This window comes from Maribacter dokdonensis DSW-8 (genome assembly GCF_001447995.1).
Classification (GTDB): Bacteria; Bacteroidota; Bacteroidia; order Flavobacteriales; family Flavobacteriaceae; genus Maribacter; species Maribacter dokdonensis.
The window spans coordinates 339,353-366,274 of the sequence record NZ_LDPE01000002.1; the positions used below are offsets into that span (position 1 = coordinate 339,353).

Genomic DNA, 26,922 nt, shown 5'->3' on the forward strand with positions numbered 1-26,922 from the left:
AGGTATGTTTGGAGAAGAATATGATGTAATTGTAGTTGGCGGAGGACACGCCGGTGCAGAAGCGGCAGCAGCAGCTGCAAACTTGGGTTCTAAAACCCTATTAGTAACCATGAATTTGCAAAACATTGGTCAAATGTCTTGCAACCCAGCAATGGGAGGTATTGCAAAAGGACAAATTGTAAGAGAGATTGATGCACTTGGAGGATATAGTGGTATAGTCTCTGACAAATCTGCCATACAATTTAAAATGCTGAACAAATCCAAAGGACCAGCAATGTGGAGTCCAAGAACTCAAAACGACCGAATGCGGTTTGCAGAGGAATGGCGATTAATGTTAGAACGTACTTCTAATGTTGATTTCTACCAAGAAATGGTTTCTGGACTCTTAGTTGAAAACAATAAAATTGTCGGAGTTAAAACTTCCCTAGGTATTGAGATAAAATCAAAAGCAGTTGTTTTAACTAATGGAACCTTCTTAAATGGTTTAATTCATATTGGTGAAAAACAATTTGGCGGAGGTAGGGCAGGAGAAAAAGCGGCTACTGGCATTACAGAACAACTTGTAGAATTAGGATTTGAAAGTGGTAGAATGAAAACCGGAACGCCACCAAGAGTTGATGGAAGATCATTAGATTATTCCAAAATGATCGTTCAACCTGGAGATGCCATTCCAGAGAAATTTTCATACTCCCAAACAAAACCCTTAGCGCAACAACGTGATTGTTTTATGACTCACACAAGTGCTCTGGTTCATGATTTACTAAGAGAAGGTTTTGATAGATCACCCATGTTTAATGGAAGAATTAAAAGTTTAGGACCAAGATATTGTCCATCTATAGAAGATAAGATAAACAGGTTTGCTGATAAGGATAGCCATCAAATGTTTATTGAACCAGAAGGATGGGAAACCGTAGAAGTCTACGTAAACGGATTTTCAACTTCATTACCGGAAGATGTTCAATTTAAAGCATTGCGCTCAGTCGTAGGTTTTGAAAACGTAAAATTTTTTAGACCAGGTTACGCCATAGAATATGACTACTTTCCGCCTACACAATTGAAACATACACTAGAAACAAAGTTAGTTGATAATTTATATTTTGCTGGTCAAATTAACGGAACCACAGGTTATGAAGAAGCTGCTTCCCAAGGATTGATGGCTGGTATTAATGCACATCTTAAAATTAAAGAACAGGGACCATTAATACTAAAAAGAGATGAAGCTTATATTGGTGTTTTAATAGATGATTTAATTACAAAAGGAACAGAGGAACCTTATAGAATGTTTACTTCCCGCGCAGAATATAGAACATTATTAAGACAAGATAATGCTGATTTACGTCTTACTCCCTTAAGTCATTCTATTGGATTAGCTAAGGATTCACGAATGAAAAGAATGGAAGAGAAATTAGAACAATCAGAATCATTAGTTCAATTTTTCAAAGAAACTAGTGTTTTACCAAAAGACATAAATCCTATACTATCCAGTGTAGATTCTGCCTTAGTAAAACAATCAGATAAAATGTATAAAGCATTTTCAAGACCAAATGTAACTATGGATCACATGTTGCAATTGAAGGATGTATCTACCTTTGTTGAAGAAAATAATTTTGATAATGAAATTTTGGAACAGGCAGAAATACAGATAAAATATTCTGGTTATATCGCAAAGGAAAAACTAAACGCTGATAAACTTCATAGATTGGAAGCCGTTAAAATTCCTGAAAACTTTGACTATTCTAAACTAAAATCTTTATCATTTGAAGCAAGGGAAAAACTAACTAAAATTCAACCGGTAACCATTTCTCAAGCATCAAGAATAAGTGGGGTGACCCCAAGTGATATCAGTGTACTTTTAGTTTTTCTAGGAAGGTAGGGCAAATTGTTCCACGTGGAACAACTAAAAATGTTCACTACCTAAATCCAACATCACAGTATGAATAACAATAAAATCTATCTAGAAACTACGGACCATTTAGTTAGTAAGGAAAAGTTTCGACTTGAATATTTAACAGAAACCGATATGTTGGTTACGCAACCAATACCCGAAAATCTATACAACTATTATGAATCTAATAATTATATATCACACACAGATGAAGCAAAAACCTTGCTTGAAAAGGTATATCAAACAGTAAAAAAAATTGCCCTAAAACGTAAACTAGAACTCATAAACAAGTATGCTAATACAAGTAAAACCATATTAGATATAGGTTGCGGAACTGGAGAATTTCTAATAACCGCTAGAAAAAATAATTGGAATACCCTTGGAGTAGAAATAAACGATGAGGCAAGAAATAAATCAAGTAAGAAAAATATTACAACATACAAATTTATAGAAGAAGTAAAATCAAGTCAATTTAATATAATAACATTATGGCATGTACTAGAACATCTTAAAGATTTAAATGGAACTATAACCAAAATATCCAGTCTATTAGATACTGACGGTACCTTAATCATAGCAGTGCCAAATTATAAATCTTACGACGCTAACTACTATAAAGAATATTGGGCAGCATATGATACACCTAGACATCTATGGCATTTTTCCCAAAAATCAATTTCCACAATATTCGAAAACCATAATTTAAAAGTGGTAAGAACATTACCAATGTATTATGATTCCTATTACGTTTCGCTATTATCAGAAAAATATAAAACTGGAAAATCCAACTACCTTAAAGCATTCTATAGGGGAATGCTCTCAAATTTAAAGGCCAAACGTACAGGAGAGTATTCTTCACTTATATATGTACTTCAAAAAGCATAATTTACCAATTTAAAGCGATTTAAAGTATTTTAATCACCAAGTGATACTATTTGACCTTAAATAAATTTAAACGAAGTAAAACATACTAAAAATAGGTCAATATTATAAGTTGTAACTATAAAAAATATAAAAAGAATAAGTAATTCTTATAGTTATAAAAATCAAATTATTAATATCAATTTAAAAACAAAATCCTTCTAAAAGCTTTATTACTTTTGCATCTCATAAAAATGAAAAAATGAAAAACATAATTGTAATTTTTGCTATTGTATTATTAGCATCTTGCCAACAAGAAAAAATTGGATACGTAGATAACGTTAAATTAATGGATGAGTATCAACAAAAAATTGATGTTGAATCTAAATTCAAAGTTAAGGCAGATGCTTTAGCAAAAAAAAGAGATAGCATATCGCAAGCATTTCAAATGGAAGCTCAAGCTTTTCAAACTAAAGCACAATCCATGTCTCAATCTAAAGCACAAGAAGAATATGCCGCTATGCAACAAAAGGGACAAATTATTGGTCAGCAATTACAACAACAAGACCAACAATTACAAATGGAAGGACAAACTGAAATGGATAGTATAGTCTCTAAAGTAAAAGAAGAAATTAAAGCATACGGAAAAACAAACGGCTACTCCTATATCTTAGGCGGAGGAGATGGTGGTAGTGTTCTTTACGGTACAGAAGCAAATGATCTTACCGATGAAATTGTTAAAATCTTAAATGATAAATACAAGAAATAAAATTAGATTTCTATTTTAAAAAAAGCCGGTAACCCCGGCTTTTTTTATTCTATTAAATTAGGTTCAAAACGTTCTAATTCATGTTCCAAATTAAATTGATCCTTGGGTAAAAAGCCTTTTACTACTAGAACAACTCCACAAATAATAAGAATAATTCCTATTACTTTCTTCACCCAAATAATTCTTTCTGGGGTTAATTTTCTTTTTAATTGCTTAGCCAATAAAATTTTGAAAACATCAGTCACAAAATAGGAGAGTAGTACGGTTGCAAAAAAAGTAAAAAACCTATTGGGTTGATTATCTAAACTAGGGCCTACTATTATAATTATACCAAGCCAAAATACCAGCACACCAATATTGATAAAATTCAATAAAAAGCCTTTTATAAAAAGTCCGAAAAAATCCGATTTTCTAATCTTTTTGGACTCTATAGGAATTTCTTTCTTTTCAGTTCTAAAAAACGTTACCAAACCATATACCAATAAAATAACACCGCCAAAAACATAAAGTCCTGGTTGATTACTTAAATTTTCAAGTAACTGAAAACTACTAAAGTAAGCTACTAAAATAAATAGAACATCTGCAAATAACACGCCTAAATCAAAGGTAATTGCTGCTCTAAAACCTTTAACTGCACTAGTTTGTAAAAGGACAAAAAACACAGGACCTACCATAAAACTTAGAAAAAATCCTAAAGGAACTGCCGCTTGAATATCTTCTAACATTACCTATTACATTCTAGTTATAGTACCGCCAAAAACGGTCTTTTCTTCTAATTTTTTAGGATTACCATAAACCAATACCTCTCCACCTGCCTTTACGGTAGCCTTTACATAGTCTCTAACATTAATTTCCGCACGAGAACCGGCGTTTACATTAATCGTAGAAAAGTTAGTCTCAAAAGATTTACCTTCATAGACTCCACCAGTATTTATTTGCACATCTTGTACGTTTGAAGAACCGTTGGTTTTTATAATTCCGCCAGAAACGGATTTGATCAACATTTGTTCAACTATTGCATTCACAACCAACTCACCACCTTCTTGAGCTTTTAATTCCAGTACATCTTGCTCAATCATTTGCTCCGTAACAATTCTTGCATCTTCATTAACATCTATAATCAAAATATCTTGAGCGTAATGCAAATCCACGAAGGTTTTATAACCACTAAAGATTTTACCAATTTGCATTCTTATTTTTAAGATACCATCATTATTAACAACAGCAACTTTATCCGTATTCTCTCCAGAAATAACCACCTTATTTTCAGATGATTTAATAAGATTTATAGATAGACCATCAAATCCTTTTACTTCTTTAAAAGGTTCTATACTTTGAGTTATTTTGACATCTTGGCCATTGACCATAAAACATCCAAAGAGAAACATTATTAATAAAACTTGTTTCATTCCTATTTATGTAATTTTTAAATAAAATGCATTGATTAAGTCCAATACATTTTATCAATTCTGCCAATGAATACCAAAATCTATTCCAAATTATTTAGTGTCCTCTGGAATTAAAGCAAAATCTAAATGTCTTTTTATTAGATCCGTATTCTTAACCATAACGGTTACTTCATCACCTAAGGTATATTTTTTCTTGGTACGTTCACCAATAATTGCGTATTCTCTCTCATCAAAGATAAAATAATCTCCCTTGATGTCCCTTATACGAATCATACCTTCACATTTATTGGAAATAATTTCAACATATATTCCCCATTCGGTAACCCCACTTATAACACCTCTAAATTCTTCATCTTTATGGTCTTGCATAAATTTGATCTGCATATACTTAATAGAATCTCTCTCAGCACTTGATGCTAAATATTCCATATCGGAAGAATGCTTACATTTTTTCTCAAATTCTTCCGCATTTGCAGATTTACCACCATCTAAATAATGTTGTAATAACCTATGCACCATTACATCTGGATATCTACGAATAGGGGAAGTAAAGTGTGTATAATAATCGAAAGCCAATCCATAATGACCAATATTATCAATGGTATAAATAGCCTTGCTCATACTACGTATGGTAAGTGTATCCACCATATTTTGCTCTCTTTTACCTTTTACATCTTCCAATAATTTGTTCAAAGAAGAACTAATGGTCTTTTTATCCTTAAAATCCAATTTGTGTCCAAATCTTGAAACAATACTATTTAAAGCCATTAATTTATCTGGATCTGGATCATCATGAATTCTATAAACAAAGGTTTTTTTAGGTTTTTGTTTACCAATAAATTCGGCAACCTTCCTATTTGCTAAAAGCATAAACTCTTCTATAAGTTTGTTGGCATCTTTAGATTCTTTAAAGTATACACCTACCGGTTCGTTATTTTCATCAAGATTAAAACGTACTTCAACCTTATCAAAAGATAAAGCACCTTGATCCATACGTTTATCACGCATGATCTTCGCAAGTTCATCCATTTTTAAAGTAGCTTCAACAACTTCATCAGAGACCTTATATGCAGTTTCTCTTATAGAAATTTCCTCCGGTATTTCTCCACTACCTGATTCAATAATATGTTGCGCCTCTTCATAAGCAAAACGCTCATTGGAATCTATTACCGTTCTACCAAACCATTGATTTCTAATAGTGGCATTTTCATCCAATTCAAAAATTGCTGAAAATGTATATTTTTCTTCATTAGGCCTTAAAGAACAAGCATTATTAGACAACACCTCTGGTAACATAGGCACTACACGATCCACTAGATATACCGAAGTAGCACGTTCGTAAGCTTCATCATCTAAAATGGTATCTTTTTGTAAGTAATGTGATACATCTGCAATATGAATACCTATTTCATAATTACCATTTTCCAATTTTTGAAACGACAATGCATCGTCAAAATCCTTAGCATCTTTAGGATCTATGGTAAAAGTAAGTACGTTGCGTAAATCTTTACGCTTTCTAATCTCTTCCTCCTTAATACTGGTATCTAAACCATCTGCAAACTTTTGTACATCTTCCGGGAAAGAATAGGGCAAACCGTACTCCGCCAAAATGGAGTGAATTTCCGTATCGTGTTCACCAGGAATACCTAAAACTTGAGAAATTCTACCAAAAGGAGAATCTACATCATCTGGCCAATCTGTAATTTCAACCAATACTTTTTCACCATCTTTTGCATTGGCCAATTTATCCTTTGAAACAAAGATATCTGTATACATTCTAAAATCTGTAGGTCTTACAAAAGCAAAAGTTTTCTGCATATCAACAATACCCACAAAAGTAGTTTTATACCTTTCAAGTACCCTAACTACTTCACCTTCAAGTTTTTTACTCTTTTTTCTAGGATATATAAAAACCTCTACCTTATCTTTATGAAAAGCCTTGTTCAATTTATTTGAAGGTATAAACACGTCATCATCGATACCATCTACAACAATATAGGCATGACCTTTACCGGTTAAATCTACGGTACCTTCATAATAGGTCTTTGTATTCTCTAAAACTTTAAACTGACCACGATCTACTTCTTGAATTCTTTTTTTCTCTTTTAGCTGCGTAAGCCTTTTAATAAGAGTATTTCTATCTTGAGCATCGGTAATATTTATCTTAGCGGCAATTTGCTTATAGTTGAAACTTTTATTCGGTTCCTTTTCAAGAACGGTAAAAATTCCCTTAGTAATTTCGTTCTTTCTATGATTCTTCGCCTTCTTATTTCTTTTCGACATTAAACTTTTAATTTGTTGGAAAATTACGAATTATAATCCACTACCTGTTACACAACCATTTATTGAAAAGTTAAGCAAACTAGTTGTTATTAACATATATATCATATTAGGCATTTTTTCTTTTAAATTAAATTAAAAATTAATGATTATTATAGCTTGTTAATATCTAGAATAACTTATTTAGATATTACTTGACTTTATGAGATACTAATAGTTGTTGACAATAACTTTTATAAAACTATAATTGAATATCAGTATTTTGAGAAGTTATTAAACACAGTTTATAAGTGCTATTAACATGAATTTATTAATAACTAAATGTAATTTTAATGTTAACTAGGATTAGATTTTTGATGAAAATGAGCTAAAACTTTCTAATATTTAAATTCGTGTTAAGAAGATTAAAAGTGTAAGCAGATGTCAACATTAAAAAGCAAATATTTTAGCAACTTTTTCTAAACAATTTATGCAATGGGTAAACTCGTTTATAACATACTAATTAACAACTATTATTATTTAGTTGGTAACAATTGTTGTGAACCCCCTGTTTTTTGTTGTGAACCCCTGATTATTGTACCTTTAGCTTAGTTTATTAACTACCCCACAGCAAATAAACATTGAATAATTAACCTTAAACTATTATGCATATGAAAATTGCTATTGGTAATGACCATGCGGGTACAGCTTATAAGTTAGCTATTATAGGTTTGCTAAAATCTTTACAAGTAGAAGTTATTAATTATGGAACAGATGGTACGGATAGTGTTGATTACCCAGATTTTGCGCACCCGGTTGCTTTAGATGTTGAGGAAGGTAATGTAGATTTTGGAATATTGATCTGTGGTAGTGGTAATGGGGCATGTATGACGGCAAATAAACAACAAAATGTTAGAGCGGCGTTATGCTGGACAAAGGAAATTACGAAGTTGGCAAGAGAACATAATGACGCCAATATATTAAGCCTGCCCGCAAGGTACATAGCACTACCTCAAGCACTTGAAATGGTATCTACTTTTTTAAATACTTCTTTTGATGGGGGTAGACATGAACGAAGAATTGAAAAGATTCCTATTCAATAAATAGTTATTATAACTATGTTGATAACCTAAATAAGCTATTATAAGTATCTAAAAATTAATATGTTACATGGTAATAGATATAAACATAAGAAGTTAATTGAATAGATTTATGCTAGATATTAAAGTAAAAGGTTTTAATGAATTTAATAGTATAGAACTTTATAATGTGCTGCAGTTACGAAGTCAAATTTTTGTAGTTGAACAAGATTGTGTTTATTTAGATATTGATGGTAAAGATGATAAGGCATTACATGTAATAGGGCTAAGTAATAACAAAGTAGTTGCTTACACACGCATATTTAAGCCAGGTATTTATTTTGAACAAGCTAGTATTGGTAGGGTAGCCGTTCATGAGGATTATAGAAAATTTGGGTATGGTAAAATAATTATGCAATCCTCTATACAGGCGGTTAAAGAGCATTTTAATTGTACTGAAATAAAAATTTCCGCTCAAAAATATCTAACTAAGTTTTATTCAGATTTGGGTTTTACCGCAACAGGAGAAGATTATTTGGAAGACGGTATACCTCATATAGCAATGATCAAAAAATAATAAGTCCGCTCATAGCGGACTTATTTAAAATAATTCTTTTAAGGTGATTATATTTTGATAGGAGTTTTGTTGCTTAGGTTAATATCCTCTAACATATTATCCGTAAACTTATAATGACCTTTGGTGGTTATAATTCTAAATCGATTAGAGTTCATTCTACTCAAGGTATCTAAAAACAACCATTTGGATTTTAATAACCTAGTTTTTGGTGATTTTAAACTAATATCGAAATAATATTTTCTACCGTTTTTAATAGCTACTATGTCTGGAGTAACGTTGTCATCTTTCCCTTTTCTAACGTATGATTTTGGAGTTTCATAACCTTCAATATCAGCCTTAATATTTTCAAAACCAGTGGCTTCTAAATGTTGTATAGACTTTTCTAAAAATGCTGTGTTTTCTGACTTTTCTACTTTTACCATACCTAATAAGATAATAAAAAAAGTGACAATTCCTAATTTTAAACGTTGATTAACAATATGTTATGTTTATCAACATCAATATTTAGGAATTAAGGGAAATGTAGAAATGAGGAATAAAATTAAAAGAGAGCACTAAAATATTAGATATGCACGTTTAAATTATGCTTCCATAATTTTTTCAGATAATACTTTTCCTATTTTTTTAACCACACCTACCACTAAAGCATTACCCATAAAAAAAGCTCTTTTAGTATTAGAAATACCTTCTAGTAATGTATGATTATCTGGGAACATATTTAAGCGTTCCAATTCTATGGGAGTTAATCTACGAAGACCATTTTTAGTGTTGATAACATGTTTAAACCGTGATGGGCTTTTACCTCCCTCACCGGTAATAATGGTTCTTGAAGCATTATCCAATGCATCTGGAAAAACCATACTACCTTCATTGTAATGATATATAAATCCAGATTTTGAAGTTCTGGTTTCTTTTTTAGCACCTTTTAAATAGTGCCATTTATCATGGTCTTCTTCTGGAATGTAAAATTCGTTTAAAATAGATTCTTTCTGTAGAATATCTCCCAAGACAGTTCTTTTTCCAACATAGCTGGCTGTTGTTTTGGTAGTATGAACCTTTCCTTTTATAAAAACCCCGGTATTTTGAAATGGAGATAATTTTTCGCCCAAATTAAAATTTTCTGACAGTGCTACCAGATTATCTTTAATATCAAAAGATTGCATTTTAGAGGAAGTACTGGTAATAGGAAACGCTGTTGCTATAGTTCCTTTTTCAAAAATCCACTCTGCGGCTTCAGCTTTTTTAAATTGTTTATAAAGCGGAGTAGATTTATGGTATCCTAAGAAAAAAATACGTCTTCGTCTTTGTGGCATTCCATAATCCGCAGCGTTAATAACCCTCCATTCTACTGCATATCCTAAGTCATCAAGACTTTTTAGCATAATGGCAAAATCTCTACCACGTTGTGTAGAAGGAGATTTCAGCAAGCGATCTACATTTTCTAAAAACAGGTATTTAGGAGGATGTTTTTTTTTAGATAAAATACGGTGAATACTCCACCATAACACTCCTTTTTTACCAATTAGTCCTTTAGAATTATGAAGGGTAGTTGCTACCGAATAGTCTTGGCAAGGAAAACCTCCTACCAAAATATCGGCATCTGGAATTTCTTTTGTAGGAACTTCCGATATGTCTTGATTACGGTGGTTGTTTGATCCAAACCTAGCTTCGTACACCTTAGATGCATGTTGCATTTTTGTGCTGGGTTCAAATTGATTGCTCCAAACTACCTCAAAATTGTCAGTATCTTCTAATCCTAAGCGAAATCCACCTACACCTGCAAAAAGTTCTATGACCTTTAGTTTCTTCATTTGCGATAAAATTACATAATTTCACAAGGCTATTACTATTAGAAATTGTTTAAGGATGAAGAGAATATTGCTAACAAAGGCTTTTGTATTGATTTTGATTACTTTAAATAACTCGTGTGGAGTTCGTATGGGTCAAAAGAAAGTTCTTGCCAGTGAGATAGAACAAATTAAGAATACGTTTGCTCCAGATAAACGAACTGCGTTATTTAATATAGATGTTTTAGATGGTCCTTCAGGATTTACTTTAATAGGTGAAACAAATTTACCCAGGGCAATTGATTCTTTAGAAGCTGTTTTAAGTGAAAAGGGGATAGTGGCTACCAATGAAGTTAACGTATTACCTGCAGATAACCTAGAGGGTATGACAAAGGCAGTGATAAACATTTCTGCCGCCAATCTAAGAAGTAACCCTAAACATTCAGCAGAATTGGCAACTCAGGCTACTTTGGGTACAGTGGTCAATGTACTTAAAAAAGAAGGAGATTGGTATTTGATACAAACGCCAGATAAGTATTTGGCATGGGTAGATCCCGGTGGAATTCAGTTAATGAACAACGCTGAGATTACAGCATGGAAATCATCAGAAAAGATTATTTATACCAATACCTATGGGCATGCATTTAGTTCTATAGATGCTGAGAATAGAATATCTGATGTAGTTGCAGGAAGTATTTTAAAATTAGTGGGTAGTGATGAAAGCCATTTTAAAATAGCATTTCCAGATGGTAGACAAGCTTATATTTCAAAAGATGAAGCGCAAGAATATAAGACTTGGTTATCTAGTTTGGATTATACGGCAAATTCGCTGATAGAAACCTCTAAAACATTAATGGGTGTTCCTTATTTGTGGGGCGGTACTTCTACAAAAGGTGTAGATTGTAGTGGTTATACAAAAACCATTTATTTTTTAAACGGTATGGTTATACCACGTGATGCTTCTCAACAAGTACATGCTGGTAAGCCAGTAGATTCTATAGCAGATTTCAGCAAATTGGAAAAGGGAGATTTATTGTTCTTTGGAAGAAAAGCTACAGACTCAACCGCAGAAAAAGTTGTACATGTAGGTATGTGGATCGGGGACAAACAATTTATACATTCTTCTGAAATGGTAAGAATAAGTAGTGTAGATAAAGAATCTCCAAATTATGATGCCTTTAATGTAGGTAGGTATTTAAGAACTCAAAGATTATTAAATGAAGATGACCCATTACTTCAAAATTTAAAGATCAACCAACCGATCAAAGATTAATAAGAAGTTTACTAAATACCGAAATAGGTGGTTCATCGAATTTAAGGGAAAAAGTATAACATAGTAATTATGTACCCGTTTTATGATAGATATCTATCAATTACGTGTCATGAAAAAAACGTTTCTTTTAGTTTTAATCAGTTGTTTTGTAGGGTCATATATGGGCATTGCCCAAAAAGATGTTGCTACCTTATATTTTAAAGATGGTAAAAAGCTTACAGGTTTTGCTAAGCTTATTAATGGTGATCAAGTAAAATTCAAAAAAAGTAAAAGTGACAAAGCGGAAAAATTTCACTTTGATAATCTAGAACAAGTAGTAATCAATGATAAGGAAAAAGCCTCTACCTATATCTATTTAGAAACCCGTAAAGGCTATTTCAATGTGGTGCGGGAATTGGAGATAGGTACTGTTAATCTATATGTTCTTGAACAAACAGGGTATTCTTCTCCAATGTTCGTAGGTGGTGCAAATGGGCAAATGAACATGATGCATGGTAATTACTATGATATTAAAAATCTATATGTAAGTAAAGGAGTAAATGGTGAAATAACCCATTTAGGTTCTAATCAGCTCTTTAGTAAAAACTTTAAGAATGCAGCTTCAGATTACTTTGCCGATTGCCCAGAATTGGTGGCAAAAATTCAAAATAAAGAATACAGGAAAAAACATGTAAAAGACATTGTACACTTTTACAATCTTAAATGTAATGGACAACATGTGGTTTTAACAAAGCAAAGTAAAACACCTTAAGGCAAGCCCATGAGGCATTCAAAGGAAACAAACTTTTAAATTCCAGGCTAGCCTCGGGGTATTATACCCTTTGGCGGTGCCAATAAATAATATCGTACAAACAGGTTAATTCTTAGTTATAAACGCACGAATATCTTTACTTAACTTTATTAGATCTGGTTCATGGGTGTACATCATATGACCTGCTTCATAATACTTCATTTCAACACGTTCCTTAACAATTCCGTTTCTATCAAAAGTATATTCAGCATCAAAAAACGGAGTAATCAAATCATAGTATCCGCTGGCTACCATTACTTTCATAGCAGTATTTCTACGCATGGTTTCACCTAGGTCAGGAGCCGTATTAACAGGCATGGGTTCCCAGTATTGACCATCTGGTACCGTTCTCCATCTCCAATTAGAACCTCCACCAGAAGTAATATACGGTCTATCCATTTTTACCTTTAATTCTGATGCAAAATAATGATTTAAGCTTGCGGTATAGGCAGCGCTTATTTGATAACTGGCTGCATCGCCCAAATGTGGTTTTTCAGATACTTTATCCTCTTCATTTCCCATAAATCTTCCGTCAAGTCTACCAATTGCCAAACCTTTATCTTCTAATAGTTTCTTCTGAAAACGGCCCATTAGAATTCTCAAATTAGATTGTAGAATATATGTTTTATCCAATCCAGTAAAATAAGAGAGTTTTTCTGCCAAACTATTCTTTTCCAGATCACTTAAAGAATTGCCTTTGTATAAAGCTGGCACATAGGTATTGTATGTAAAATCTCTACATTCCTTTGTAAAACTTTCCAATGTTTTGCCTTGCCCCGCTTTTTTATGGTACCATGCTGTTGCCGCCATGCTTGGTAAATAGGTAATGAATGAAGTTATGTTATTAGATATAGATGTTGAGCCTGCATAATCTAAAGCTTGGGAAATTAAAATCATTCCATTTAACGCCATATTTTGACCAGAACCTTCTAATGCTTTTCCAAGAGCGGCGGCACGTGTTGTTCCGTAACTTTCACCAGCTAAATACTTAGGTGAGAACCAACGTTCATTTTCGGTAACCCATTTTCTAATAAATTGGGCAAAGGAATTTACATCTTCCTTTAACCCGTAAAAGTCTTTTCCTTCACCTTTCCCTACCAATCTGCTGTAACCGGTACCTACTGGATCTATAAAAACCAAATCTGTAATATCTAATAAACCATGATCATTATTTACTAGATGGTAAGGTGCCGCACCATCATCTGATTTGGCATCAGAATCTACTTTTACAACCTTGGGTCCAAAGAATCCCATATGTAACCACATTGAAGCAGAACCTGGTCCGCCATTGAAGACAAAGGTTACCGGTCTTTTGGTAACATCTCCTATATTGGTTTTAGTGTAGGTAACAGACCAAAATGTAGCTATAGAATCTCCTTCTTTATTGGTCAAGTAAGTTTCTTTTGCTGTAGTGGTGTATTCAATGTTTTTACCGCCAAAAACCCCTTGGTGTTTGGTAACAAAAGATTTTGTTGGGGGTATAGGTTTTATATTTTTCTCATTTTTTGAACTTTGTCCATAAAGCGATGGAATTAGTAAAAAACAAACGGTAAGAAAGAATAGATTTCTCATGATATATTGTAGTAAAAGTAGTTTTATTAGCTCTTTTAAAAGTAGCATAATATTTCTACGTATGATCGTCTTATTAAAAATCAAATGTATTTTAATGAAACCTACATTTCTAACAACTTAACATTGAGTATATTTAGAAATAGAATAGTATTGTTTTATATCAATTTTTATAGCAACTATATGAAAACAACGTTACGTAAACAACATACCATGATGTCAATATTATTCTTTGTGATCGGATGTGGTATTGCCAGCTCACAACAATTAAATGATGGTTGGGAAACCATGTTCAATGGTAATGATTTAAAAGGATGGACCACAAAAGTACATCATTATGAAGTTGGTGATAATTATGCTGATACCTTTAGGGTAGAGGATGAGATCATAAAAGTAAGATATGATAAGTATGAGGGTGATTTTAATAATAGATATTCTCATCTCTATTATGATCGTCCATTTTCCGATTTTCATTTAACTATGCAATATCGTTTTGTTGGAGAGCAGTATAAAGGAGCACCAGATTATACTATTCTTAATAGTGGTGTCATGTTTCATTCACAAGACCCAAGAACCATGTTGAAAGAACAAGATTGGCCTATTAGTGTTGAAATGCAATTTTTAGCGGGAGTGGAAGAAGGTGTAGAACGACCAACAGGTAATATGTGCTCACCAGGTACGGATGTAGTTTTTGAAGGTAGAATAGACCCAAGGCATTGTATAAATTCTACATCGGATACCTTTTACGGAGATCAATGGGTAACCGCAGAATTAGTTGTATATCATGATTCATTGGTTAAACATATTGTTAATGGTAAAACAGTATTGGAATACACAAAACCACAAATAGGGGGTGGTGTGGCAACCGGTTATTATCCTAAGATGAAACAAGATGGTAAACTTTTAAAAGAAGGATTTATAGCATTGCAAAGCGAGGGTCAACCAATTGACTTTAAGAATATTAAAATACGCAACTTAAAAGGCTGCACAGACCCTAAGGCTTTGAACTATAAGGAGTACTATAAAATTTCAGATAAAGGGGCGTGTACTTATGAATAGGTCTATTTTAAAATAGCACTGTATTTTGAGTTATTGCTTAATAGTTCTGTTGCTGCCAAAATAGCTTCGTCATTATTCAAGTAATATTGGTACAGGCCATCTCTATAAAAATAGCGCTTTACTATTTCATCTTCTAAATTCTTTTGAATTTCGCTTTGGTATTTATCCAACGCATTAAGTTTGCCTTTTTCAATGTTGGCTAGCAACGTTTTGTAACTATCCTTAACATCTGACCCTAAAAAGTCGTTCTCGTCGCCTGAGAGTGCTTTTTTAATAGCTTGTTCCGCCTTAGTCTCAAAAGAGAAGCTACTTTGCTTTACATAATTTTTAAAAGCATTAAAATCGGCATCTGTAAATTTAAAATCGTTTACATCTGCATAACTGTGGGTGTAATGGTAGTCTGTGGCATAATCAAAAATGACATTGTTCTGTAAAAGTGCCAAGGTAAGATCATTGGTTTTAGAAGTGGCTACTTCAATATCTGGCAAAATACCACCGCCATCTTGTACTTTTCTACCATTACGCGTAGTAAAATCATTGAACGTAGTATTACGAACGGCATTGCCACTTTCATCTCTGTTCCAATAATCCAATGATTGTATGCAACGACCAGACGAAGTATAATATCTAGAAATGGTAACTTTTAGTTGTGTACCGTAAGTTAATTTTAATGGGCGTTGTACCAAACCTTTACCAAAGCTTCTTGCACCCATGATCACTGCTCTGTCTAAATCTTGTAAACTACCAGATACAATTTCACTGGCAGAGGCGCTGCTACCGTTTACTAAAACAACCAGTGGTATTTTTTCATCTACAGGTTGGTTGTTGGTGTGGTATTCTCGGTTGAATTTTTTAACCTTTGATTTTGTGGTCACCACAAGCTCACCTTTTGGAACAAATAAATTGGTCACATTTATAGCTTCAGATAATAATCCGCCTGGGTTATCCCTAAGATCTAAGATGATTTTTTCGGCACCTTTTCCTTTAAGGTCCAATAATGCCGCTTTAGTTTGATCGGTAGCTTTCGCATTGAATTTTGCAAGAACAATGTATCCAGTCTTATTATCTATCATTTTAAAGAACGGTACGGCATCTACCTCTATACCTTCACGGGTTATGCTGGTAGTTTTTAATTTGCCTTGTCTTTTGTAAGTAACGGTAACCGTAGATCCGTTAGCCCCTTTTAAAAGCTCACTGGCGTTATTTTCAAAATCTGCTACTTTGATATCTCCGATCTGTATTAATTCATCACCAGCCTTTAATCCTGCTTTATCTGCCGGGTAGCCCTCATGTGGTTCAATGATTAATAATCTATCATCAAACGAACGTACCATGGCACCAATACCAGAATATTCACCGGCATTGTTTATACGATACGTTTCAACATCTTGTTCGTTCAAAAATTTGGTATAGGGATCCAATTCATTCAGCATATTTTTAATGGCGGTATCCATTAATTCTGCCGGGTTGGTTTCATCCACATAGTTCATGTTCAATTCTTTGAACAAGGTGGTAAAGATTTCAATTTGCTTAGCTATTTCGAAAAAATCACTTTTATAACTACTTCCAATGAAGAGAAAGGCAATGGCTATTATGGGTACAAGTACTTTTTTACTTACTATTTTTTTCATCAATTTGTAGCTTAAACTTGTTTAAAACGAGCTTCATTTTATGATCTAACTGCTCAAAGGTGGGCATATCCTTACCAAGGTATAAAAATAGAAACGCAAAGTTAGCATCTGTATTGTTAAAAACCTCTGCTTTATTACGTCTATAACTCTCTCTAAGTAAGCGCTTGATCCTGTTTCGATCCACTGCGCTCTTAAAATTTCTTTTAGATACGGTGACTGCTGATTTAATAGAAATCTCTTGCTTTTCCGTAGATAAATAAATCAATTTCAAAGGGTATACAGAAATACCTTTACCCTCTCCAAATAATTGGGTGATGAGTATTTTGCTTTTAAGTTTTTCCTTTTTTCCGAAGGATTGATCCATTATAAAAAATGCATTTAAAAAGAATTAGCCCCCAAGTTGGGGGCATAAATATCTTAAACTTTACAAGAACTTACTATTCTGCTTGCCAAACATTATTCTCTAAATTAACATCTGCCATTAATTGAGAAGGGTCTATCACTATGGCTTGAATAGAAGATATTGGTTTTTGAATATCAAAATCATAAGTTGGATAAGCCCAAGCCCAATCTTTGATAACCGTTCTTTTAATACCCTCATAAGGGTTTTCCTTTTCACCGCGCATCATTTGTAATGGAGCATAGAAAGTTTCTCTGCTGCCATCATTATACACAATCAATATATCTATAGGCATTGGCATTAAGCCTATACGTTCTAAAGTTACTTTTGTAACATTGTCTTCAGCGGTAACCGTTTTTATACCGTAATCAATAGTATTGGTAGTTTGTGTCCAATCTGTTAAGTACCAATCTAACTCAACACCGGATATTTTTTCAGCAACACGTTTAACATCGTTTGGTACTGGATGTTTAAATTTAAATTCATCGTAATAGGTGCGGATGGTTTGCATCAATTTATCTTGACCAATTACATAACCTAGTTGAGAAAGGAAAATAGATCCTTTACTGTATGCAGAAATGCCATATGCAAAATTAAGTGCATAACGATCGGCATGTGTTGTTTGTGGCTGTTCTTTGCCAGACAAAGCCAAGTTTCTATAACCTTTGTAAGTGCTCTCGAACGGATTTTCCTTGTCCAAATCCATTATTTCACTCATACAAAGTTTAGATATGAACGAAGTAAACCCTTCATCCATCCATTCATGCTTGCTTTCATTTGTTGCCAATATATGTTGAAACCAAGAATGTGCAAGTTCATGAGCCATTACACCAACCAAACTACCAAATTTGCGATCACCCGTAATTAAAGTTGACATAGCATATTCCATACCACCATCACCACCTTGAATAACAGAGTATTGGTCATATGGATATTTACCAATATTCTTACTGAAGAACTCCATTGCCTCAATGGTCTTAGGCTGAAGATTATTCCAGTTCTCTAATATTTTAGGATCATCCTTATACAAAAAATGTAACACAGGTCCGTTAGGCACTTGTTGTATATCATGAATATAATCTGGATCTGCCGCCCACATAAAGTCATGTACCATTGGTGCCTTAAAGTGCCAAGTTAAGGTCTTACCTTTTTGCTTTTTAACTTTTGTACCGGGAGTTTCATATCCATGCCCTATTTCATCGGCATTTTGTAAATAACCAGTTCCACCAACGGTGTAATCCTTATCAATAGTCAATTTTACATCAAAATCTCCCCAAACACCTTGAAACTCTCTAGCTATGTACGGATCGGCATGCCAACCTTCAAAATCATATTCCGCTAATTTTGGATACCATTGGCTCATAGATAAGGCAACACCTTCTTCGCTATTTCTTCCTGAACGTCTAATCTGTAACGGCACTTGACCTTTAAATTCCATATTAAAAGTAGACTTGGCACCTGCAGGAATGGGTTTTGCAAGGTCAACCACCAATATAGTACCTTCTTCAGAAAAAGAAACTTCGCTACCATCTTGTGTCAAAGAAGTTGCATGTAAATAGCCTTGTTCACTTTCTGCAAGCAAAGCTATTCTACTTTTCTTATCAGCCGTTGTCATTCTACCATCTGGGTCGGCAATGTTCTGCAGGCGAATATCCATTTCACTACCTGGTTGAAAAGCATTGAAATACAAGTGAAAATATACTCTTTTAAGCTCATCTGGAGAGTTGTTGGTATACACTAGTTTTTGTGTACCGGTATACTGAAAATTATCAACATCCATGTCTACGGCCATGGTATAATCTACATGTTGTTGCCAGTAATTTGTAGTATTTTGGGCAAATACTGCCATAGAGCATAAAGCCGTAAAAAATGTGAAAAATGATTTAGTCATCTGAGTTATTTATAATTAAAGTTTAATCTGACCTGCTGCAACTTTACTCGCCATTACCAAGGCGTTATACGCATTTGCAATTTTACCAGAGGTAGAGATTTCATCTAAAGAAGCACTTTTGCCGGTATTTTTACCTAAAACCACTTTTGTTTTAATTGGAAGTCCTGATTGTAAAATTATTTTCTTCACCTGCGCAGCCGTTAAACTTGGATATTGAGACATAACCAAGGCGGCAACCCCTGCAACACCAGGTGCGGCCATTGAAGTACCTGGGGAATATTCATAATCATTGTTTGGGTAAGTAGAATAGATATCTGTACCCGGGGCAAAAATATCGACATTTATTTTACCATAGTTAGAATAGCTAGCTACAAGCTCTGACCCATATTTAGGGTTTAAAGCACCCACCGTAATTACGTTATCTGCAATTTCAGGTCCGTTGTTAACTTGGTCATTTGGGAAGTTGGCGTTAACAGGATTATCAAGATCGGCACCATCATTACCGGCAGCATGTACAAAAAGTACGTTATTATCTGCAGCATATTTTATGGCATCATAAACCCATTGTGTATTTGGAGAAAAAGACTTTCCAAAACTACCGTTTATAATACGTGCACCATTGTCAACGGCATATCTTATACCTCTAGCGATATCTTTATCATATTCATCTCCGTTAGGTACTGCCCTTATGCTCATAATAGCTACATTGTTGGCAACACCGTTAACCCCAATTCCATTATTACGTTCAGCACCAATAATACCTGCTACGTGTGTACCATGGCTCTCATCATCTACCCTGTTCATTGGGTTGCCGTTACCATAATCTACATCTGTAAAATCATAAGGATCATCACCAACGCTCTCACGACCGTTAAAATCTTTGTTTAGATTGTAGTTCAGTTGCTCTGTGTAATATTTGATACCGTTGTTCAATTCTTCAAGAACTTCAGGTATAGTATCTTTTATACCGAACATTTGATTTAGAATGGCAATATTACGCTGCATGGTTTCGTCGGTAGCGGTAATTGTGGCTAAATCTTGTTTAGTATATGTATCCTTTTTCAAGTATTTCTTTACGTCCGCATCGGCATCTTTTACTGTCTGATATATAGATTCATATTGTTCTTTACCTTGAAGAGCTTCGTTATATTTAGAATCAAGTTTGGTTTTTGCCTTGGCTAAAGTTGCTGCATCGCCTATGTTTAAACGAAGCATACGAACATATTCCAATTGTTCATTATATGACTCTCCTAAGAAATTATAGCCATGTATATCATCTATATAACCATTACCATCATCGTCTATACCGTTACCGGGTTTTTCTTTTGTATTGGTCCATAAAACTCCGTCTAAATCTTCATGGTCGAGGTCAATTCCAGAATCTAGGACGGCAACTATGGTTTTTGTTCCCTTTTTGTTTTTAATGATTTCTGCGTAAGCTTTATCTACACTCATACCCGGTATGGTATCTGTTACCAGATCCAAGTGTCCCCAATTATTTTTTTCAGCTGTTGTTAAATCTGAAATCTTTAAAGGGGTAGCATCAATGTTTTCTACTGGAGTAAGAATTAAACCGCTGCTAGTGGCTGTATTTGTGCTTCCGCATCCTGAAATTACGGCCGCTAATGAAAGGGCAAAGATTGATTTAAGAGATGTATTTGTCATATAAGGGAAAACGTTTAGTTAATGTTTATCGTTAGAATTTAAAGTGTAAAGTTAGTTGAAGAGCTCGTTGAAAGTATATACTTGATCCAACCTAACTCCTCTTTCTGTATGTTTTAAGGTACAAAGTTGATTGTGTGCATCGTGTTCAAAGAATAAGTAGTAGTTATTTTCCACAGCTTCATTTAAGAATATTTCTTTTTCGGTCATAGTAACCAATGGTCTGGTATCATAGCCAATAACATAGGGCAAGGGAATATGACCTACCGTTGGTATAAGATCTGCCATGTAGGCTATGGTTTTGTCTTGATAGGTAAATTGTGGTAACATTTGTTTCTCCGTATGGCCGTCTACAAAACGGATATCAAAACCAAGCGGACTGTTCTTTAAAAAGCTATTATCCGTTGGGTCAACAAAAGTTAGTTGTCCACTTTCTTTCATGGGATATAGGTTTTCTTTTAAAAAAGAAGCTTTTTCCCTAGGGTTAGGTTCGGTAGCCCATTTCCAGTGTTTTTCATTGGTCCAAAACTTGGCATTTTTAAAAGCGGGTTCATACCCCGTTCTATCTTTGTTCCATTGAATTGCACCACCAACATGGTCAAAATGAAGGTGGGTCAAAAAAACATCGGTAATATCATCTCTATGAAAACCATATTTATTTAAAGATGAGTCTATATTAAAATCTCCCCATCTGTAGTAGTAACCAAAAAACTGATCAGATTGTTTATTGCCCATACCGGTATCAATTAAAACTAACCTGTCCCCATCTTCTATCAAAAGACTTCTGGCGGCAATATCAATTAAATTGTTTTCATCTGCAGGATTCGTTCTTTGCCAAATGGTTTTAGGAACCACCCCGAACATTGCACCACCGTCCAACTTAAAATTACCAGTTTCAATGGGATAAATTTTCATAAGGGGCAAAATAGTAAAAGTGTACCAAATCTTATGATTATTAAGAAGATATTATAATTTAACCCTAGATAAAGGGTGTTTTTCTGATGTTTTCACTGAGTTGTGAAAGGTAGAAAATATGTTTTTACCAAAAGTTTAATCTTCAGCCAGTAAATCGCTAATTTTATGATGTGCTAGAGGTTTGGTCAAATGCTTTTTAACAATAGCATATTCTTTTCCTCTTTCAGAATCTATAGAATCTATAGATGAGCTCAATATGTAAATTTTACAATGATTTACGAGTGTTTCCGGTAGTTTTAAATATTCATCTAAAAATTCAAAACCGTTCATTCCCGGCATTTTAATATCCAGAAATATAACATCTGGAAATGCTTGAGGTTTATCAATTACCCCATTCAAGTGCGTTAAAGCTTCTTGCCCAGAGGTCATAGTGGTAATTTGAGAAATATTATCCTCTTTAGAGATAACGGCTTTATTAATGAAGTTATCTACGTCAGAATCGTCAATCAACAAAATATTAATATCCTTGCTCATATTATAATTTACCTGATTCATTTGGTATTGTTATCGTAAACGTTGAACCTTGTCCTATTTTAGATGTTACGTCTATTGTTCCTTTTAATTTTGCGATTACCTCTTTAACAATAAACAGCCCAATACCAGAGCCCATTACTTTAGAGGATACCCTATAAAACATTTCAAAAATTCTTTCTAATTCAACATCTTCAATACCAACACCGTTGTCTTTTACAACTAAGATAGCTTCTTTTTTAGATGTCTTTACATTTATACGTATAAAAGGTGATTCTTTATTAAGATCATGATACTTGATAGCATTTGAAATAAAGTTATTCAATAAAACCGAAACTCTCTTACTATCAGATACAAATTGTTCTTTATCATCTATATTAATATCAATTTTAATTTTTTTACTGTTTTCTAAGTACCAGAAACTTTCAAGTGATTGTTCAATTAATGTATTAAAATTAATGGGTTCAAGATCAATATTTTTGTGTTTATTTCTTGAGTATTCAATAATATCTTTGATAAAACTATCCAGTCTTTCTATTGAAATCTCCATCATATCTATATGCTGATATAACTTTGGATCTACCCCTTCCATTTTAATTAGTTGTATTAAGCCCAATACAGAAGATAATGGAGCTCTCAATTCATGAGAAGCACTGTATACAAAACTATCTAGTTCTGAGTTGGTCTTTTGGAGTTCATTAAACTGCGATGCTAAGATTTCAGCGGTTTCTTTTCTTTTTGTTTCATCATTTATGGTGACCAAAACTCTTGTTTGATCTTTTATCTTTAAATATTCTTTAGAAACCAATACAGTTTTTTCCTGTCCGTTTTTAAGTGTAATTCTAAATTCTTCGTTGGTTACTTTTCCTTTTTCTTGAAGCTGGTTTATTGTTTGGTGTCTTTTCTCAATATAGTGTTCATTAAGAAAAACAACTCCTGAATCCATTATTTTTTTATTTATCAGGTCATCTTTTGAAACATTCAATATATTACAAACAGTAGTGTTTGCCTCTATTACTATTTCCTCCTCATCTAAAATGAGCATACCAATAAACTTATTTTCAAAAGCCTTGGCAAACTTCTCTTGACTTTCTTTAAGTGCTTCTTCCGCAAGTACATTTTTGGTAATGTCCATTGTGGTACCCCTATATATAATTGGTTTATCGTTATCATCAAAAACTACTTCTGATGATGCTAAAAAATATTTGAACGTATCATTTTTTAATTTTGATCTGTATATGTTTGGAGAATGGTGTTTTTCGCCTGGTTTGGATGACAAAATACGATCCATTAAATGCAAATCTTCATGATATATAGTTTTCCTAATTAAGTCTACGGTCATTTTAGTACTTGGGTCTATTTCATGTATGGCATACATTTCTTTAGACCATTCTACAACATCACCAGACATATCCCAATGCCAATACCCAATATTACCAATTCGTATTGCGGCATTCATTCTGTTCTGTAGTTCTAGAATCGCTTTTTCAGACTCCTTTTGTTCTGTAATATCTATAACTGTGCCTCGAAATTTAATAGGAGATTCTTTTTTATCTAGCTCAACTTCCATTTGTATAAACAAATGCTTTAAAGACCCGTCTTTATGAAAAATTCTATAGGAAAATGAATGTGATTGTTTTTCGTTCTCTATCACATTTCTATGCATTTCTATATCATCTGGGTGTAAAAGACTTTCAATGAGTGGGATGGAAATTATGGTATCTGGTTTAACATCATAAATTTCATACATTCTTGGAGACCAGTTAATATTTTCTGTTTGAAAGTCAAAATCCCAATATCCAATTTTACCAATTCTAATGGCAGATTCCATTTTGTTTTTAAGATCAAGAATCTCAAAATCAGCTTCCCTTTGTTTAGTAATATCTAAAATTGTTCCACGAATATTGATGGCCCTATTGTTAGTATCCCTTTCTACTTCAATTTCTACCATTAAGTGCTTAATAGATCCATCTTTTATGATGATTCTATACGTAAAGGCATGAGTTGTTTTTTCTTTTAAAACTTGCCTTACATTTTTTCTATGCATTTCTAGATCATCCGGATGAATCAGACTTTCTAATAATGGAATGTCTATGACAGCATCTTGTTCTAAATCATATATATTATACATCAATGGGGAGCAAATAAATACTTTAGATTCCATGTCAAAATCCCAATAACCTATTTTACCTATTCTTATGGCAGCATCCATTTTGCTTTGTAGAGCAAGAATTTCTTTTTGAGTTTTTTTACGTTCTGTGAGGTCAAATCCTATGGCACCTATAGCAATTGGCTTGTTCGTAGTTTTATCTTTTATAGAAAAACCAGAAAATTCTAAGGGGGTAGGTATATTGGTTTTAAAGTTTTTTAGGGGAACTTCACCGGTCCATAGTCCCTTTTCCCTAATGGTCGGCAAATGTTCATTTGCTATGACATCTCTATAGTCGTCTTCGAAAAAATCATATATAGTACCGTTTTTTAGGTCAACATCTTTAGGTAGGTTCACTAATTTTTTTCCAGCATCATTTAAAAATAATGGTTTACCTTCTAAAGTTGCCAAACCTATAAAACCAGGACTATTTTCTATTACAGAGATAAGTTGTTGCTTTTCTTCATCTGCTTTTTTTCTATGGGTGATATCTCTAAAAAATACAGATAGACCGTTTGAAGATGGGTATAGATGATTTTCAACCCATCTGTCCACACTTTCATGATATTGATCAAAATGTGTATATACTTGCCTGGTCATAGCTCCCATGAAGATGGCATAAGCTTCGGAATTTTTAAAGGTGGGAAATTCGTCCCAAAGATTTTTACCGATCATTTCCTTGGCATCCATACCAACCACTTTGGCAGCCTTTGCATTAATATCCATAAAATTCCAATTGGCATCGAAGCTTACGTATGCATCAGAAATACGTTCAGTAAATTGTTTATACCTTTTTTCACTTGCGGCAATGGCCAAGTTTGCATTCTTAGAATCTGTTTGATCAATATAAATGCTAAGACTATATTTTTCACCTAAGTATTCATAGGGTTCAATGGATGTTATTAGGTGTAGGTTTTTACCATTTTTAGAGGTAAACTCAACTTCAATCTTATCAATTCTATCAGAATTAATAAAGGCATTGTATGGAGTATTTTCTTCTTTCGTTTTTTCTAGGGCAATTAAATTAAGGTCTTGAATTGTTTTCCATTTTATTTCTTCTAATGAATAACCGATCAAGTTGAGAAAATAACAATTGGCATCTACAATTTTTTTGTGCTGATTTTTAATAACCATACCCACGAACGGATTGTTATAGGCTTTACTGAATTTTGCCAAATTTTCTTGGGCTGTTAGCTCAAGTTGTTTTCTTTGGGTAATATCCCTAACTATGCTCAAAATAGTGGAGTTACTCAACTTTTTGGCACTAACTTCACCATAGAATAGTGTTCCGTCTTTTTTCAGTAATTTACTTTCTGTACGTAGCGTTTGTCCTTCAAGTATTCTTGTGTAGGTCAAAGGCATATTTAGAGACTCATCTTTTAGTGATAGATCAGCAAGGTTTTTGTTCAATAGTTCTTTCTCACTATAACCGAACATTTTTATACCGTACGGGTTGGCATCTAACACATTTCCATTAAAGTCATTTAAAAAAATACCGTCAGAGGCCTCATTGATCAATTGTTTATATCGCTTTTTACTTTCGTTTAAAAGTGCTGTTTTTTCATCTACCAATCTTTCAAGTTTAGCAGGTTGACGCATTAAAAACCAAGAAAGTAAGCCACAAACAGAAGCAAGTAAAAAGCCTAGAATAGAAAAAAGAATTGCGGTAGCGTATGATTCTGTCTTATTTGAATATACATATAGTTTCCACTCCCCTTGGCTAGTGGTTAGTGGTAATGTAGTAATTCCGTCTTTGTAAATATTTTTAGAAACATAAAAGGTTTCTTCAGAGTTGTCAGAATTTATTTTTACAAGTTCATATGAAAAATCAGACTTACCTATTGAGTCTAATTTTACCGCATTTACTACGGTAGATAAACGTACAACAGCTGCAACAAAACCATTAAAGTCTCCATTTTTATATAATGGTCTTCTACCGATGATACCTGATCCACCTTGTCTTAAATAAATAGGACCGGCAGTATAGTAATCTTTTCTTTCTAAGGTGGTTATGGCGCCATATTTATTATCAGGATCGTCCAAGATATTTAATCCAATAACCTCATTGTTTTTAAGTGGATAAACGTGTGTTATTATACCTTTCTCATTTACCAATTCCAATGCGTCAAGAGCCTTGTTACTATTTAAAAGTAATTGGGCTACACTATCAAAATTTTCTGGAATACCATATTGATCAACAATAAATGCCAGAGTTTGTGTAGCATTGTAGCTTTGACCCAGAACGTTCTGTAAATCAACTTTTAAATTTGATACCCGTTGTTCAATCTCTTGCTGATCTGTCTTTTGGTCTAATTGATATTTTTGATACGCAATAAATTGTGTAATAACCAGAACCAGTATAAATGATAAAAAGCCATAAAATAAAGGGCTTTTTAAAATTTTACGATTTTCTGGAACAGACATTT

The 26,922-nt window shown here is 33.4% G+C and carries 21 protein-coding genes; 8 read left to right on the forward strand and 13 right to left on the reverse strand.

Annotated elements, in window-relative coordinates; translation table 11 throughout:
• Window positions 1–4: 4 nt before the first annotated feature.
• The 3 genes from mnmG (at window position 5) to I600_RS11020 (ending at window position 3,515) form a co-directional block, all read left to right on the forward strand.
• Window positions 5–1,873 carry a tRNA uridine-5-carboxymethylaminomethyl(34) synthesis enzyme MnmG gene (gene mnmG / locus I600_RS11010; RefSeq protein WP_058104587.1) on the forward strand — a complete coding sequence of 623 codons (1,869 nt, stop codon included), beginning with the start codon at window positions 5–7 and terminating at the stop codon, window positions 1,871–1,873.
• A 60-nt stretch (window positions 1,874–1,933) separates the two neighbouring features.
• On the forward strand, window positions 1,934–2,770 hold the full coding sequence (locus tag I600_RS11015; RefSeq protein WP_058104588.1) for a class I SAM-dependent methyltransferase: 837 nt from the start codon (window positions 1,934–1,936) through the stop codon (window positions 2,768–2,770).
• 238 nt (window positions 2,771–3,008) lie between these two features.
• Complete coding sequence (locus I600_RS11020) at window positions 3,009–3,515, forward strand: OmpH family outer membrane protein (protein WP_058104589.1); 507 nt, start codon at window positions 3,009–3,011, stop codon at window positions 3,513–3,515.
• A gap of 44 nt (window positions 3,516–3,559) precedes the next feature.
• On the opposite strand, the gene I600_RS11025 is transcribed toward I600_RS11020, so the two are convergent.
• The 3 genes from I600_RS11025 to rnr all read right to left on the reverse strand — a co-directional run bounded on the left by I600_RS11025 (window position 3,560) and on the right by rnr (window position 7,207).
• Window positions 3,560–4,240 (reverse strand): LysE family translocator, encoded by a 681-nt coding sequence (locus I600_RS11025; protein ID WP_058104590.1) that lies wholly within the window; start codon window positions 4,238–4,240, stop codon window positions 3,560–3,562.
• Between the two features lie 6 nt (window positions 4,241–4,246).
• Window positions 4,247–4,924: a head GIN domain-containing protein gene (locus I600_RS11030; protein ID WP_058104591.1), complete on the reverse strand. Its 678-nt coding sequence runs from the start codon at window positions 4,922–4,924 to the stop codon at window positions 4,247–4,249.
• Window positions 4,925–5,014: 90 nt separating this feature from the next.
• Window positions 5,015–7,207 (reverse strand): ribonuclease R, encoded by a 2,193-nt coding sequence (gene rnr, locus I600_RS11035; protein WP_058104592.1) that lies wholly within the window; start codon window positions 7,205–7,207, stop codon window positions 5,015–5,017.
• A gap of 647 nt (window positions 7,208–7,854) precedes the next feature.
• On the opposite strand from rnr, the gene rpiB reads away from it, so the two are divergent.
• Together rpiB and I600_RS11045 are read left to right on the forward strand one after the other, a co-directional pair.
• Window positions 7,855–8,286, forward strand: a complete 432-nt coding sequence (gene rpiB / locus I600_RS11040; RefSeq protein WP_058105117.1) for a ribose 5-phosphate isomerase B — start codon at window positions 7,855–7,857, stop codon at window positions 8,284–8,286.
• 109 nt (window positions 8,287–8,395) lie between these two features.
• On the forward strand, window positions 8,396–8,839 hold the full coding sequence (locus I600_RS11045; RefSeq protein ID WP_058104593.1) for a GNAT family N-acetyltransferase: 444 nt from the start codon (window positions 8,396–8,398) through the stop codon (window positions 8,837–8,839).
• A 47-nt stretch (window positions 8,840–8,886) separates the two neighbouring features.
• Here the strand turns inward: I600_RS11045 and I600_RS11050 are convergent, their stop codons facing one another.
• Together I600_RS11050 and dcm are read right to left on the reverse strand one after the other, a co-directional pair.
• On the reverse strand, window positions 8,887–9,261 hold the full coding sequence (locus I600_RS11050; protein WP_058104594.1) for a hypothetical protein: 375 nt from the start codon (window positions 9,259–9,261) through the stop codon (window positions 8,887–8,889).
• Between the two features lie 159 nt (window positions 9,262–9,420).
• Complete coding sequence (dcm, locus tag I600_RS11055; RefSeq protein ID WP_058104595.1) at window positions 9,421–10,650, reverse strand: DNA (cytosine-5-)-methyltransferase; 1,230 nt, start codon at window positions 10,648–10,650, stop codon at window positions 9,421–9,423.
• Window positions 10,651–10,705: 55 nt separating this feature from the next.
• Between dcm and I600_RS11060 the strand changes: the two genes are divergently transcribed.
• Both I600_RS11060 and I600_RS11065 read left to right on the forward strand, forming a co-directional pair.
• On the forward strand, window positions 10,706–11,899 hold the full coding sequence (locus I600_RS11060; RefSeq protein WP_058104596.1) for a C40 family peptidase: 1,194 nt from the start codon (window positions 10,706–10,708) through the stop codon (window positions 11,897–11,899).
• Window positions 11,900–12,008: 109 nt separating this feature from the next.
• The gene (locus I600_RS11065; protein WP_157490889.1) at window positions 12,009–12,650 is read left to right on the forward strand and encodes a hypothetical protein; all 642 of its coding nucleotides are present in this window, start codon (window positions 12,009–12,011) and stop codon (window positions 12,648–12,650) included.
• Between the two features lie 105 nt (window positions 12,651–12,755).
• Here the strand turns inward: I600_RS11065 and I600_RS11070 are convergent, their stop codons facing one another.
• Complete coding sequence (locus I600_RS11070; RefSeq protein WP_058105118.1) at window positions 12,756–14,261, reverse strand: S10 family peptidase; 1,506 nt, start codon at window positions 14,259–14,261, stop codon at window positions 12,756–12,758.
• A 180-nt stretch (window positions 14,262–14,441) separates the two neighbouring features.
• On the opposite strand from I600_RS11070, the gene I600_RS11075 reads away from it, so the two are divergent.
• Window positions 14,442–15,317 (forward strand): 3-keto-disaccharide hydrolase, encoded by an 876-nt coding sequence (locus I600_RS11075; RefSeq protein ID WP_058104598.1) that lies wholly within the window; start codon window positions 14,442–14,444, stop codon window positions 15,315–15,317.
• Window positions 15,318–15,319: 2 nt separating this feature from the next.
• Here I600_RS11075 and I600_RS11080 read toward each other — a convergent pair whose 3' ends face one another.
• From I600_RS11080 to I600_RS11110, 7 genes are all read right to left on the reverse strand, one after another.
• Entirely contained in the window at window positions 15,320–16,948 is a 1,629-nt protein-coding gene (locus tag I600_RS11080) for a S41 family peptidase (protein ID WP_058104599.1), read from the reverse strand.
• The gene (rnpA, locus tag I600_RS11085) at window positions 16,929–17,312 is read right to left on the reverse strand and encodes a ribonuclease P protein component (protein ID WP_058104600.1); all 384 of its coding nucleotides are present in this window, start codon (window positions 17,310–17,312) and stop codon (window positions 16,929–16,931) included. The genes I600_RS11080 and rnpA overlap by 20 nt, the downstream gene beginning before the upstream one ends.
• A gap of 73 nt (window positions 17,313–17,385) precedes the next feature.
• The gene (locus I600_RS11090; protein WP_058104601.1) at window positions 17,386–19,239 is read right to left on the reverse strand and encodes a M1 family metallopeptidase; all 1,854 of its coding nucleotides are present in this window, start codon (window positions 19,237–19,239) and stop codon (window positions 17,386–17,388) included.
• Window positions 19,240–19,254: 15 nt separating this feature from the next.
• Window positions 19,255–20,904: a S8 family peptidase gene (locus I600_RS11095; protein WP_058104602.1), complete on the reverse strand. Its 1,650-nt coding sequence runs from the start codon at window positions 20,902–20,904 to the stop codon at window positions 19,255–19,257.
• A gap of 51 nt (window positions 20,905–20,955) precedes the next feature.
• A complete protein-coding gene (locus I600_RS11100; RefSeq protein ID WP_058104603.1) occupies window positions 20,956–21,816 on the reverse strand; it encodes an MBL fold metallo-hydrolase in 861 nt (286 codons plus the stop codon).
• A 135-nt stretch (window positions 21,817–21,951) separates the two neighbouring features.
• Window positions 21,952–22,371 carry a response regulator gene (locus I600_RS11105; protein WP_058104604.1) on the reverse strand — a complete coding sequence of 140 codons (420 nt, stop codon included), beginning with the start codon at window positions 22,369–22,371 and terminating at the stop codon, window positions 21,952–21,954.
• On the reverse strand, window positions 22,352–26,920 hold the full coding sequence (locus I600_RS11110) for a PAS domain S-box protein (protein WP_058104605.1): 4,569 nt from the start codon (window positions 26,918–26,920) through the stop codon (window positions 22,352–22,354). The genes I600_RS11105 and I600_RS11110 overlap by 20 nt, the downstream gene beginning before the upstream one ends.
• Window positions 26,921–26,922 lie beyond the last annotated feature (2 nt).